The following is a 12,408-nucleotide window of genomic DNA, read 5'->3' as shown; positions in this document are numbered from 1 at the left end:
TTGTGGATGATGAAATGACGCACGAAACAGCAGGCGCGCGCTTCCGCCGCGCCGTCCAGGAAGAAAGCCCGCTGCAGGTGATGGGCGCCATCACCGCGTATGCCGGCCTGATGGCGAAGAAGACCGGCTACAAGGCGCTGTACCTGTCGGGCGGCGGCGTTGCCGCGAATTCGCTCGGCATGCCCGACCTCGGCATCAGCACGATGGAAGACGTGCTGATCGACGCGCGTCGCATCGTCGACGCAACGCAGATGCCGTTGCTCGTCGACATCGACACCGGTTGGGGCGGTGCGTTCAACATCGGGCGCACGATTCGCAACTTCATCAACGTCGGCGTCGCTGCCGTGCACATGGAAGACCAGGTCGGCCAGAAGCGCTGCGGCCATCGCCCCGGCAAGGAAGTCGTGTCGAAGGACGAGATGGTCGATCGCGTGAAGGCCGCGGTCGACGCGCGCACCGATGCATCGTTCGTGATCATGGCGCGCACCGACGCCGCCGCGGTCGAAGGCATCGATTCGGCGATCGAACGTGCGATGGCCTACGTCGAAGCCGGCGCCGACATGATCTTCCCCGAAGCGATGAAGACGCTCGAGGACTACAAGCGCTTCAAGGCCGCGGTGAAGGTGCCGATCCTGGCCAACCTCACCGAGTTCGGCTCGACGCCGTTCTTCACCACCGACGAACTGCGCACCGCCAACGTCGACATCGCGCTGTACTGCTGCGGCGCGTATCGCGCGATGAACAAGGGCGCGCTGCACTTCTACGAAACGGTCCGCCGCGAAGGCACGCAGAAGAACATCATCGATTCGCTGCAGACGCGCGCCGAGCTGTACGACTTCCTCGATTACCACGCGTACGAAGACAAACTCGACCAGTTGTTCGCGAAGAAGGATCCGAAATGAGCGAGAACGCCAACCAGGGCCTGCCGAAGGCCAAGAAGTCCGTCGCGCTGAGCGGCACCGCGGCCGGCAACACCGCGCTGTGCACCGTCGGCCGCAGCGGCAACGACCTGCATTACCGCGGTTACGACATCCACGACCTGGCGACGAAGTCGACCTTCGAGGAAGTCGCGCACCTGCTCGTGCACGGCGCGCTGCCCACGGCCTCGCAGCTGAAGGCCTACAAGACCAAGCTCAAGCGCCTGCGCGGCCTGCCCGCGATCGTGCAGGAAGCGCTGGAACTCGTGCCCGCCAACGCGCACCCGATGGACGTGATGCGCACCGGTTGCTCCGTGCTCGGCACGGTGCTGCCGGAACGCGAAGGCCATCCGGCCTCCGAGGCGCGCGACCTCGCCGACAAGCTCATCGCCAGCTTCGGCTCGATGCTGCTGTACTGGTGGCACTTCACCCGCAACGGCCGCCGCATCGATGTCGAAACCGACGACGACAGCGTCGCCGCGCACTTCCTGCACCTGCTGCACGACGTGCCGCCGTCGCACCTGCATGCCGACGCGCTCGACAAGTCGCTGGTCCTGTACGCCGAGCACGAGTTCAACGCATCGACGTTCACCGCGCGCGTGATCGCCGGCACCGGTTCGGACATGCATTCGTGCATCACCGGCGCGATCGGCGCGCTGCGCGGCCCGAAGCACGGCGGCGCGAACGAAGTGGCGATGGACATCATCTCGCGCTACGGCTCGGCCGACGAAGCGGAAGCCGACATCCGCGCGCGCGTGGAGCGCAAGGAAATCGTCATCGGCTTCGGCCACCCGGTGTACACGGTCGGCGACCCGCGCAATCCGATCATCAAGGAGATCTCGCGCAAGCTGTGCACCGAGGGCGGCAACAAGACGCTCTTCGACGTGAGCGAGCGCATCGAGACGCTGATGTGGGACATGAAGAAGATGTTCCCCAACCTCGACTGGTACAGCGCGTCGGCCTACCACATGATGGGCATCCCGACGCCGATGTTCACGCCGCTGTTCGTCATCGCGCGCACCACGGGCTGGAGCGCGCACGTGATCGAGCAGCGCGAGGACGGCAAGATCATCCGCCCGAGCGCCAACTACGTCGGCCCGGAAGATCGCGAGTACGTGCCGATCGAGAAGCGTTGATCCATCGCCAGCCGCCCCGCGCGAAAGCGGGGGCGCATGAAAAAGGCCGCGGATTTCCGCGGCCTTTTTCGTTGCGGGGTTGCGCGTGGCGCCGGGCCTACGAGAGCCCTTGCGCGTCGAGCGCGCGCCTGACGCCGGGATCGTTGCGCATGCGGTCGTGGAAGGCATGGAGATTCTCCAGTCCCGACAGGTCGACCTTCGAGCCTTTGGCCCAGCGCAGCACGACGTACAGGTACGGATCGACGATCGATCGTTCGCCCGCGACGTAGTCCTTGCCCGCGAGCTGCCGGTCGATGCGTTCGAACTGCGTGCGCAGCGCCGTGCGCGCGTTGTCCTGCGCCTTGTCGATGAGCGCCTGGTCTTCGAGGTAATCGGCGGCGCCGAAGAACACCTTGAACAACGGATGCACGTCCGAGTTCACGATCGACAACCACTGGTTGACGATCGCGCGCGACTTCGCCGATCCGTCGCCGCCGAGCTTCGATTCCGGGCACGTGTCGGCGATCCAGTTCAGGATCGCGGCGTTTTGCGTGAGGATCCAGCCGTCGACATCGAGCGACGGCACCGCGCCGGCGGGATTGATCGCCAGATACGCGGGTTGCCTGCGTTCTTCGCGCGTGACCAATTGTGCGTCGTACGGCTTGCCGGTCCATTCCAGCGCGATGTGGTCGGCGAGCGAGCACGTGCCGGGAGTGAAATAAAGCTTCATGCGATCAACCTTTTCGAATCAGCCGTTGCGCGGCTTCAGCTTCTGCACGCGATAGAACGTGTGGTCGCCGATCGTCGCGACCTGGTAGGCGTTGCGCCACGACGGGCTCGCGATCGCGTGCGCGGCGAAGTGGCTCGCGCCCGGCACGATCTCCTTGCGCTGGCCCGCGGGCAACGCCCAGTTGTCCTGCGCTTCGATGGCGATGGTGACCGCGTGCGCCCATGCTTCGCCGCCGCGCAGGTTGGTGTTGGCCGGCACGATGGTCGGCGCGAACTGCTTGCGCGCGGTGACCACCGAGCACAGGTTGTCGCCCCACAGGCCGCTGTCGCGGCGGCGCAGGGCGACTTCGGCGACGGCCTGCTGGCCGCGGGCCGACTGGTCGCGGGCCTCGAGGTACACGGTGGTGCTGAGGCAGAGCGAATCTGCGGCCGGCTGCGGCAATACCTGCGACAGCCAGAGGATCCAGGCGAGCTTCATTGCGTCGGACTCCTTGCTCCGTTGCGCCACGAAGGTCCGGAAGGACCCGCGCGGCATGGCGTACTGGGGAGGGCGGCGGCTCTATGGCGGCCTTTGCCCAATCGCGGCCCCGATGCCGGAAGGCCGCGACGGTGCCCCGCATCGATGCGCGGGGCCGTGAAAAAGTGTGCGCACGGTAGCGATCACTTTCCCAACCGTTCCTGAACGGCGTGCGTAAGCTGCGGATTTGCTTGTCTTTTTTATGTGAATGCGCTAGGGCGCGCTCACTCCCAGACGATGGGCTTGAAGCCGCCCCAGAACATCCGCTTGCCGTCGAAGGGCAGGTCCTTCGGATCCATCATGTCGGCCAGGCGCGGGTCTTTCATCACCGCCTTGTTGATGCGGTTCCGCTCGGCCTTGGTCTTGTAGATGATCCAGGCGAAGACCACGACCTCGCCGGGCTTGCGCTTCACGGCCTGGGGGAAGCTGGTGACCTTGCCGGGTTGCACGTCGTCTTCGACCGCTTCGACGTATTCGATCGCGCCGAGCTCTTTCCAGACGACAGAGGCCTTCTTCGACAATTTCTTGTAGGCGGCCAGCTTGGCCTTCGGTACGGGCACGACAAAGCCATCGATGTACATCGGGGCGTCTCCGCGGGGGTCGAACCGCGGAGCGTACGACCGGGGTCGTTAAAGCTTTGCTGCGAGCGCGGTGCCCTGGGCGATGGCGCGCTTGGCGTCGAGCTCGGCCGCGACATCGGCGCCGCCGATGACGTGGACCTCCCGCGTGGTCGCATCCAGCGCGTCGAAGAGCGTGCGCCGCGGTTCCTGTCCCGCGCACACGACGACGTGGTCGACCGGCAGCAGTTGTTCGACATCGTCGACGCGGATGCGCAGGCCCGCATCGTCGACGCCGAGATATTCGACGCCGCCGAGCATGCGCACGCCCTTCGCCTTGAGCGTGGCGCGATGGATCCAGCCCGTCGTCTTGCCCAGGCGCGCGCCGGGGCGGCCGGGGCTGCGCTGCAGCAACCACACTTCGCGCGCAGCGGGTTCGGATGCGGGGGTCGCGAGGCCGCCGCGTGTTTCGAACGCGGGGTCGATGCCCCATTCGCGCATCCAGCGTTGCGCATCGAGCGAGGGCGACGCGCCTTCGTGCACGAGGAACTCGGCGACATCGAAGCCGATGCCGCCCGCGCCGACGAGCGCGACGCGAGGCCCGCATCGCACGCGCCCTTCGATCACGTCCGCGTAGCCGACGACCTTCGCGTGGTCCGCGCCGGGGAACGCCACCGCGCGCGGCGTCACGCCGGTGGCGACGACGATCGCGTCGAAGTCGCGCAAGGTCTCGGCGTCGGCACGCGTACGCAGGCGCAACTCGACGCCGGTCTCCTCGATGCGATGCGCGAAATAGCGCAGCGTTTCGTCGAACTCTTCCTTGCCGGGAATGCGGCGCGCGAGGTTGAACTGGCCGCCGATCGCTTCGCCGGCTTCGAACAACACGACGCGATGGCCGCGCGCGGCGGCTTCGGTCGCGCACGCAAGACCCGCGGGGCCGGCGCCGACGACGGCGACGCGGCGTGGCGTGTGTGCGCGCGTGGACACGAGTTCGGTCTCCGCGCACGCACGCGGATTCACCAGGCAGCTCGCGCGCTTGTTCTCGAACACGTGGTCCAGGCACGCCTGGTTGCACGCGATGCAGGTGTTGATCGCGTGCGCGCGACCGGCGCGCGCCTTGTTCGGCCACTGCGGATCGGCGAGCAGCGGGCGCGCCATCGACACCATGTCGGCGCCGCCGTTCGCGAGTACCGCTTCGGCGACGTCCGGCATGTTGATGCGGTTGGTCGCGACCAGCGGCAGCTGCACGTGCGGTCGCAGCTTCGCGGTGACGCCCGCGAACGCCGCGCGCGGCACGGACGTGGCGATCGTCGGGATGCGCGCCTCGTGCCAGCCGATGCCGGTGTTGAGGATCGTCGCGCCCGCGGCTTCGACCGCCTGCGCCTGTTGCACGATGTCCTGCCAGTCCGAGCCGCCGTCGACGAGGTCGAGCATCGACAGGCGATACACGACGATGAAGTCGGGCCCGCATGCTTCGCGCACGCGACGCACGATTTCGATCGCGAAGCGCATGCGCTGCATCGCGTCGCCGCCCCAGCGGTCCGTGCGCTTGTTGGTGCGCGCGACGGTGAACTGGTTGATGAGATAGCCCTCCGAGCCCATCAGCTCGACGCCGTCGTATCCCGCTTCGCGCGCGAAGACGGCAGCGCGCGCATACGCATCGACCTGGCGATCGACGCCACGCGCCGACAACGCGCGCGGCGTGAACGGATTGATCGGCGCCTTCAGCTTCGACGGCGCGACCGACAGCGGGTGGTAGGCGTAGCGTCCGGCGTGCAGCAACTGGAGGCAGATGTGCGCGCCGTGCGCATGCACCGCCTGCGTGACCTGCCGATGCGGGCGCACTTCGTGTCGCCACGACAACTTGCCCGCGAACGGCTTCAGCCAGCCGACGATGTTCGGCGCGAACCCGCCGGTGACGATCAGCCCCGCGCCGCCCGCCGCGCGTTCGGCGAAGTAGGCGGCGAGCTTCGGGAAGTCGCGCGATCGGTCCTCCAGGCCCGTATGCATCGAGCCCATGAGGATGCGGTTGCGCAGCGTCGCGAACCCGAGATCCAGCGGGCGGAACAGGTGCGGGTAGGGCGGATCGGACTCGGGGACGTCGATGGGCTGGGCGGACATGCGCATACGCCGGCGTACGGGGCAGCGCGCACTATGTCAGCCGAACGCGAAGGCGTCGAGCGCCAGGCTCCCGAATTCGTGCGACTGGTGCAACTGGCGCATCGTCGTCGCATCGCCCCCCGCGCCGACCGCGACGAACAGCGGCATCAGGTGCTCGACCGTCGGATGCGCGCGGCGCGCGTGCGGCGCGCGCGTTTCCCATTGGGCGAGCGCATCGAGGTCGTGGTCGCGCAGGCGTTCGCGCATCCAGTCGGCAAACTCGGCCGCCCACGGCGGCATCGACGCATCCGGATGCGCCCAGTCGAGATCGCCGAGGTTGTGCACGAAGCCACCGGAGCCGATGACCAGCACGCCTTCGTCGCGCAGGCCCGCGAGTGCGCGGCCCAATGCGATGTGCGACGCCGCATCGCCGCGCGGGTCGACGGAGATCGGCACGACGGGGATGTCGGCTTCGGGATACATGCGCAGCAACGGCACCCACACGCCGTGGTCGAGGCCATGCTCGGGCGCGGGTTGCACGGGAATGCCGGCGGCCTCGATGCGGCGCGCGACATCCTGCGCGAGCGCGGGCAGGCCCGCCGCGGGGTATCGCAACGTATAGAGCTGCGGCGGGAATCCACCGAAGTCGTGCACGGTGCGCGGGAGCGCGGCGAAGCCGACGTGCGTCGGCGCGGCGGTGAAGTGCGCGGAGGCGACGACGATCGCGCGCGGCCTCGGCAACGCGTGGCCGAGCCCGTCGAGGAACCGGCCGGCGGCCGAATCCTGCACGGCGAGCATCGGCGAACCGTGCGAAAGGAAGAGCGAAGGGAAGGGCGTATCCATGCCTTCAACATGCGCTCGCCGGGGCCATCGACCAAGCCCGGCGGAAGGCCCGGAGCGTTGCACCAGCGCAACGCGATCGCGCAGGGATCGGTGCGAAGACCGATGGCCGGGCCGTGAAGAGCCTCGCGCTCTGGCAAAATGCGCGGCTTCCCTCCGCCATTGACGTACGCATGAGCCACTTCGACGTTCGTTCCGCCGTCCGCCCGAATCCCGACCAGCCGATGGTCGACATCGCCGATTACGTCGTCGACTACAAGGTCGACTCGCAGGAGGCGTACGACACCGCGCGTTACATGCTGCTCGACTCGCTCGCATGCGCGATGCTCGCGATGAAGTTCGAAGGGTGCGTGAAGCACCTCGGCCCGATCGTGCCGGGCGCGACCCTGCCGGGCGGCGCCGTCGTGCCGGGCACGGGCTTCGAGCTCGATCCGGTCCAGGCCGCCTTCAACATCGGCACCCTGGTGCGCTGGCTCGACTTCAACGACACCTGGCTCGCCGCCGAATGGGGCCATCCGTCGGACAACCTCGGCGCGATCCTCGCCGTCGCCGACTGGATGAACCGCAAGGCGCTGCGCGACGACACCGGCAAGACCATCACCGTGCGCGACGTGCTCGGCTGGGCGATCAAGGCGCACGAGATCCAGGGCGTATACGCGCTGCAGAACTCGTTCAACCGCGTCGGCCTCGACCACGTCATCCTGGTGCGCCTCGCGTCGACCGCGGTCGCGACCGCGATGCTCGGCGGCGGCAAGGACGAAATCATCACCGCCGTCTCGCATTCGTGGATCGACAACGGTGTGCTGCGCACCTACCGCCACGCGCCGAACACCGGCCCGCGCAAGAGCTGGGCGGCGGGCGACGCATGCCGCCGCGCGGTCACGCACGCGCTGAATGCCGTCGAGAAGAAGGTCGTCGGCTATCCGAGCGCGCTGTCGGCGAAGACCTGGGGCTTCTACGACGTCGCCTTCAAGGGCAAGGAATTCCAGTTCGAGCGCCCGTTCGGCAGCTACGTGATGGAGAACGTCCTGTTCAAGATCTCGTTCCCGGCCGAATTCCACGCGCAGACCGCGGTGGAAGCCGCGATGCAGCTGCACCCGCAGGTGAAGGGCCGCATCGAGGACATCGAACGCATCGAGATCGAGACGCAGGAAGCCGGCGTCCGCATCATCGACAAGACCGGCCCGCTGGCCAACTACGCCGACCGCGACCACTGCCTCCAGTACATGGTGGCCGTGCCGCTGATCTTCGGTCGCCTGACCGCGGACGATTACAACGACGACATCGCGGGCGACGCGCGCATCGACGCGCTGCGCGCGAAGATGACCGTGAAGGAGAACCCGCAGTTCACGAAGGACTACTTCGACGCCGAAAAGCGCTACATCGGCAACTCGGTGCAGGTGTTCTTCAAGGACGGCACGTCGACGGAGAAGGTGTCGATCGACTATCCGATCGGCCACCGCAAGCGTCGCGCCGAAGGCATCCCGGTGCTGATGGCCAAGTTCCAGGCCGCCATCCGCGCCCACCTCCCCGCCGCATCGGCGGACCGCCTGATGGCCCTGGCCGGCAAGCCCGCGGAGCTGGAAGCCATGTCGATCTCGGACTTCCTGAACCTGTACAGGGTGTAAGATTCGCGCCGTGTTAAGGGCTTGGCACCCCCTTGAAAGTTATGTTAGCGTTAACAAGGCCTTCATGCGGCCCGAATTAGGTTGGCCTAGATGCCGTGCGGAATGCGGCCGTCTGAAATCGAAATAGCGTTGGTTTCTTTACCCTGATCAAGGAGCTGAACATGAACAAGAAACTCCTCTGCGCCGCGCTTCTGTGTGGCCTCGGCGTCGCGCAGGCGGCTTCCGCGCAGACCTTCGACGACCGCTGGTACGTGGCGGGCTCGACGGGCGTGAACTTCCAGGACACGGACCGTGACACCGAAGACTCCATCTTCGGCACGCTGGGTTTCGGCAAGTTCCTGAACCCGAACTGGTCTGTCGAGATGGAACTGAACTACCAGAACCCCGACAAGTCGGAAAACCCGAACCTGTTCTGGAGCCAGTACGGCGTCTCGGCTGACGCGCGTTATCACTTCCGTAACGCCGATTCGAAGTGGTGGCCCTACCTGCGTGGTGGCCTGGGCTGGCAGCGTCATGAAGAAGAGTTCATCGCTGACCCGACCCTGCCGCCGCCGGCCGACGGCTACCCGCGCCAGCACGAAGACAACAACTTCGCCGTCAACCTCGGCGCCGGTCTGCAGTTCGACTTCGGTCGCGTCGACCTCCGCACGGAAGTCGGCACGCGCATCGACTTCGACGACGAGCAGGCTCGTCCGGCCAACGCGCAGGAAGACTACTTCACCGATCTGCTCGCTTCGGTCGGCCTGACCGTGGCGCTTGGTCCGGAACCGGCCCCGCCGGCCCCGCCGGCCCCGGCCGCCCCGTCGTGCGCCGACCAGGATGACGACGGCGACGGCGTCAACAACTGCGACGACAAGTGCCCGGGTTCGCAGGCTGGCCAGACCATCGGTCCGGACGGCTGCCCGGTGCCGGTCACGATCGACCTGAAGGGCGTCAACTTCGACTTCGACAAGTCGGTGCTGCGTCCGGATGCGGTCCAGATCCTCGGCGAAGCGGTGGAAATCCTGAAGCGCTATCCGGAACTGAAGGTTGAAGTCGCCGGTCACACCGACTCGGTCGGTACCGACGAATACAACCAGAAGCTCTCCGAGCGTCGCGCCCAGGCCGTGTACGACTACCTGACGAGCAACGGCATCGACGCCGGTCGCCTGGTGGGTCCGGTCGGTTACGGCGAGAGCCGCCCGATTGCGCCGAACACCAACGAAGACGGTTCGGACAATCCGGAAGGCCGTGCGCGCAACCGCCGCACCGAGCTGAACGTCCAGAACTAAGCTCGACGGCAACACGCGTTACGAAGAAGCCCGGCCTCGCGCCGGGCTTCTTTTTTTCTGGGCTGCGTCACGCACGATTCGTTACTTTTCGGTTGTTCGATACGGAAGCGATGCCTACACTTCCGACGAACTCGGGAGGAATGTCATGCGAAACGCGCTCGTAGCACTCGGATTGTTGGCGATGGCAGGCGTCGCGCATGCCCAGGTTCCCGCGAATTGTTCGATGGCGACCGCGCCGCGCGGTTTGCCGATCCAGCCGACGGTGTTGCCTGCGCTGTCGCCTGAGCTGACCGTCCCCAGCCATCAGCTCGGCGCACCGACCGGCGTGCTCGCGCAGGCGTTCGACGAAGCGCAGACGGTCGACAACGTGTTGTTCCGCATCAAGCTCGAGGGTTGCCGCAGCGTCGCCAATGCGATGCCCGCGGCGTCGCCCGCGAACGGCGTCATCGATCCGGCCACCTACAAGCCGCAGACGCAGTTCGACAATACGCCGTGGCGGTTCGACATGAACCAGAACGGCAAGCGCATGACCGCCGAAGAATTCGACCAGTGGATGAAGGCGCGCGGTGTGCGCGTGGCGAAGGGCGGCGGTGCTGCCGCGGCTCCCGCGATAGCGGCCCCTGCCGCTGCGTCCACGTCGGCGACGCCCGCTACGACGACGCCCGCCGGCGAAGCGCCGGGCACGCAGCCTGCGCCGTCCACCACGCCTGCGACCGCGCCCGCGACGCCGCCGGCCAAGCCCGACGGCGCGCAGTAACCGACGCTGGCACTACCGGCGCCCCGCCACGGCCTCGCACGCGCGCTGTCGAAGCGCGGCGTGTGTTCGCGGACGCAGGCGGCCGAATGGATCCGCGCCGGTCGCGTCAGCGTCGACGGGCGCGTCGTGCGCGATCCCGAATTCCCGACGATCGCCGGCAAGCACAGCATCGCCGTCGACGGTCGCGATCTCGATGCGGCGCCGGAGCGCCACTACGTGATGCTCAACAAGCCGCGCGGCCTGGTCACGACGGCGCGCGACGAGCAGGGCCGCGACACCGTGTACCGCTGTTTCGATGGGGCGGGGCTGCCGTGGATCGCACCGGTCGGCCGGCTCGACAAGGCGAGCGAAGGGTTGCTGCTGTTTTCCAACGATCCGGCGTGGTCGGCGCACATCGCCGACCCGGCGGCCGGCCCCGACAAGACCTATCACGTGCAGGTCGACCGGATCCCCGATGCGGTCGTGCTCGCAACGTTGCGCGCAGGCGTCGTGGACGCGGGCGAATTCCTGCGTGCGAAATCCGCGACGCTGCTCCGCGCGGGCGAACGCAACGCGTGGCTCGAGATCGTGCTCGACGCAGGTCGCAATCGGCAGATCCGGCGGATGCTCGCCACGCAGCAGATCGGTGTGCTGCGGCTGATCCGGGTTTCGATCGGCGCGTTGGCGCTTGGTGAACTTGCGAAGGGCGCGTGGCGTCCGTTGACGCGCGCTGAAGTCGCCGCGCTCGCGTGATCCCACGCGGCCCTCCCCTGCGAGCAGGGGAGGGAGACAACGTCAGGCCTTGATGACGCCCAGTTCGCGCCCGATGCGCACGAACGCATCGATGCAGCGATCCAGGTGCTCGCGCGTGTGCGCCGCGCTCATCTGCGTGCGAATGCGCGCCTGGCCCTTCGGCACGACCGGGAAGAAGAACCCGATCGCGTAGATGCCTTCCTCGAGCAGGCGCTGGGCGAACTTCTGCGCCAGCGGTGCGTCGTACAGCATCACCGGCGCGATCGGATGCACGCCCGGCTTGATGTCGAAGCCGGCGGCCGTCATGCGCTCGCGGAAATACGTCGTGTTCTGTGCGAGACGCCCGCGCAGTTCGCCAGCCGACGAAAGCATCTCGAACGCCTTGATGCCCGCGGCCACCACGTGCGGCGGCAGCGAGTTGGAGAACAGGTAGGGACGCGAACGCTGGCGCAGCAGTTCGATCACTTCGCGCTTCGCGGTCGTGAAGCCGCCGAGCGCGCCGCCCATCGCCTTGCCGAGCGTGCCGGTGAAGATGTCGATCTTGTCCATCACGCCCTTCACCTCGGCCGAACCGCGGCCGGTCTTCCCGAGGAAGCCGGTCGCATGGCATTCGTCGATGTGCACGAGCGCGCCGTACTGTTTCGCGAGCGCGGTGATCTCGTCGAGCGGCGCGATGAAGCCATCCATCGAGAACACGCCGTCGGACGTGATCATGATCGTGCGCGCGCCGTCGGCCTTCGCCTGCTTCAACTGCGCTTCGAGGTCCGCCATGTCGCTGTTGGCGTAGCGATAGCGCTTGGCCTTGCACAGGCGCACGCCGTCGATGATCGAGGCGTGGTTGAGCGCGTCGGAGATGATCGCGTCGTTCTCGTCGAGCAGCGGCTCGAACAAGCCGCCGTTCGCGTCGAAGCACGCGGCGTAGAGAATCGTGTCCTCGGTGCCGAAGAAATCCGCGATCGTCTTCTCGAGCTGCTTGTGCAGGTCCTGCGTGCCGCAGATGAAGCGCACGCTCGCCATGCCGAAGCCATGCGTGTCGAGCGCATCCTTCGCCGCGGCGATGACGTCCGGATGATTGGCGAGCCCGAGGTAGTTGTTCGCGCAGAAGTTCAGCACCGTGCGGCCGTCGGCGAGCGTGATCTCCGCCGACTGCGGGCTGGTGATGATGCGTTCGGACTTGAACAGGCCGGCGTCGCGGATCTCGGCGAGCGTATCGCTGTAGCGCGAGGTGAGGGAGATGTCGTTCAT

At 67.2% G+C, this 12,408-nt stretch carries 11 protein-coding genes and 1 pseudogene; 6 read left to right on the top strand and 6 right to left on the bottom strand.

Annotation, left to right across the window (positions count from 1 at the left end; translation table 11 throughout):
* Positions 1-14 precede the first annotated feature (14 nt).
* Both prpB and prpC read left to right on the top strand, forming a co-directional pair.
* Positions 15-902, top strand: a complete 888-nt coding sequence (gene prpB / locus LK996_RS04265) for a methylisocitrate lyase (RefSeq protein WP_230525906.1) — start codon at positions 15-17, stop codon at positions 900-902.
* The gene (gene prpC / locus LK996_RS04260) at positions 899-2,053 is read left to right on the top strand and encodes a bifunctional 2-methylcitrate synthase/citrate synthase (RefSeq protein WP_230525905.1); all 1,155 of its coding nucleotides are present in this window, start codon (positions 899-901) and stop codon (positions 2,051-2,053) included. The genes prpB and prpC overlap by 4 nt, the downstream gene beginning before the upstream one ends.
* Before the next feature lie 97 nt (positions 2,054-2,150).
* Here prpC and LK996_RS04255 read toward each other — a convergent pair whose 3' ends face one another.
* From LK996_RS04255 to LK996_RS04235, 5 genes are all read right to left on the bottom strand, one after another.
* On the bottom strand, positions 2,151-2,762 hold the full coding sequence (locus LK996_RS04255; RefSeq protein WP_230525904.1) for a glutathione S-transferase family protein: 612 nt from the start codon (positions 2,760-2,762) through the stop codon (positions 2,151-2,153).
* An 18-nt stretch (positions 2,763-2,780) separates the two neighbouring features.
* The gene (locus tag LK996_RS04250; RefSeq protein WP_230525903.1) at positions 2,781-3,239 is read right to left on the bottom strand and encodes a cell wall hydrolase; all 459 of its coding nucleotides are present in this window, start codon (positions 3,237-3,239) and stop codon (positions 2,781-2,783) included.
* A gap of 263 nt (positions 3,240-3,502) precedes the next feature.
* Positions 3,503-3,859 carry a DUF1428 domain-containing protein gene (locus LK996_RS04245; protein ID WP_230525902.1) on the bottom strand — a complete coding sequence of 119 codons (357 nt, stop codon included), beginning with the start codon at positions 3,857-3,859 and terminating at the stop codon, positions 3,503-3,505.
* A 48-nt stretch (positions 3,860-3,907) separates the two neighbouring features.
* Positions 3,908-5,956, bottom strand: coding sequence for an NADPH-dependent 2,4-dienoyl-CoA reductase (locus LK996_RS04240; RefSeq protein WP_230525901.1), 2,049 nt, complete (start codon positions 5,954-5,956; stop codon positions 3,908-3,910).
* 36 nt (positions 5,957-5,992) lie between these two features.
* A complete protein-coding gene (locus LK996_RS04235) occupies positions 5,993-6,778 on the bottom strand; it encodes a DODA-type extradiol aromatic ring-opening family dioxygenase (protein WP_230525900.1) in 786 nt (261 codons plus the stop codon).
* Between the two features lie 170 nt (positions 6,779-6,948).
* Between LK996_RS04235 and LK996_RS04230 the strand changes: the two genes are divergently transcribed.
* The 4 genes and pseudogenes from LK996_RS04230 (at position 6,949) to LK996_RS04215 (ending at position 11,163) form a co-directional block, all read left to right on the top strand.
* Entirely contained in the window at positions 6,949-8,403 is a 1,455-nt protein-coding gene (locus tag LK996_RS04230; protein WP_230525899.1) for a bifunctional 2-methylcitrate dehydratase/aconitate hydratase, read from the top strand.
* Between the two features lie 161 nt (positions 8,404-8,564).
* Positions 8,565-9,674 carry an OmpA family protein gene (locus LK996_RS04225; protein ID WP_230525898.1) on the top strand — a complete coding sequence of 370 codons (1,110 nt, stop codon included), beginning with the start codon at positions 8,565-8,567 and terminating at the stop codon, positions 9,672-9,674.
* A gap of 145 nt (positions 9,675-9,819) precedes the next feature.
* Positions 9,820-10,311, top strand: a pseudogene (locus LK996_RS04220) (hypothetical protein); the annotation flags it as partial.
* A gap of 126 nt (positions 10,312-10,437) precedes the next feature.
* Positions 10,438-11,163: a pseudouridine synthase gene (locus LK996_RS04215; RefSeq protein ID WP_230526829.1), complete on the top strand. Its 726-nt coding sequence runs from the start codon at positions 10,438-10,440 to the stop codon at positions 11,161-11,163.
* A gap of 42 nt (positions 11,164-11,205) precedes the next feature.
* Here LK996_RS04215 and kbl read toward each other — a convergent pair whose 3' ends face one another.
* Positions 11,206-12,408, bottom strand: coding sequence for a glycine C-acetyltransferase (gene kbl, locus LK996_RS04210; protein ID WP_230525897.1), 1,203 nt, complete (start codon positions 12,406-12,408; stop codon positions 11,206-11,208).

Source organism: Noviluteimonas lactosilytica (assembly GCF_020866925.1).
Lineage (GTDB): Bacteria > Pseudomonadota > Gammaproteobacteria > Xanthomonadales > Xanthomonadaceae > Noviluteimonas > Noviluteimonas lactosilytica.
The sequence above is the reverse complement of the archived record's forward strand: the minus strand, read 5'-3'. Positions and strand labels throughout refer to the sequence as shown.

What these genes read in the sequence shown, in the direction of transcription:
- LK996_RS04230 (WP_230525899.1), top strand. Translation starts at nt 6,949, where the DNA reads ATGAGCCACTTCGACGTTCGTTCCGCCGTCCGCCCGAATCCCGACCAG.
- LK996_RS04255 (WP_230525904.1), bottom strand. Translation starts at nt 2,762, where the DNA reads ATGAAGCTTTATTTCACTCCCGGCACGTGCTCGCTCGCCGACCACATC.
- LK996_RS04225 (WP_230525898.1), top strand. Translation starts at nt 8,565, where the DNA reads ATGAACAAGAAACTCCTCTGCGCCGCGCTTCTGTGTGGCCTCGGCGTC.
- LK996_RS04250 (WP_230525903.1), bottom strand. Translation starts at nt 3,239, where the DNA reads ATGAAGCTCGCCTGGATCCTCTGGCTGTCGCAGGTATTGCCGCAGCCG.
- prpB (WP_230525906.1), top strand. Translation starts at nt 15, where the DNA reads ATGACGCACGAAACAGCAGGCGCGCGCTTCCGCCGCGCCGTCCAGGAA.
- LK996_RS04235 (WP_230525900.1), bottom strand. Translation starts at nt 6,778, where the DNA reads ATGGATACGCCCTTCCCTTCGCTCTTCCTTTCGCACGGTTCGCCGATG.
- prpC (WP_230525905.1), top strand. Translation starts at nt 899, where the DNA reads ATGAGCGAGAACGCCAACCAGGGCCTGCCGAAGGCCAAGAAGTCCGTC.
- kbl (WP_230525897.1), bottom strand. Translation starts at nt 12,408, where the DNA reads ATGAACGACATCTCCCTCACCTCGCGCTACAGCGATACGCTCGCCGAG.
- LK996_RS04240 (WP_230525901.1), bottom strand. Translation starts at nt 5,956, where the DNA reads ATGTCCGCCCAGCCCATCGACGTCCCCGAGTCCGATCCGCCCTACCCG.
- LK996_RS04245 (WP_230525902.1), bottom strand. Translation starts at nt 3,859, where the DNA reads ATGTACATCGATGGCTTTGTCGTGCCCGTACCGAAGGCCAAGCTGGCC.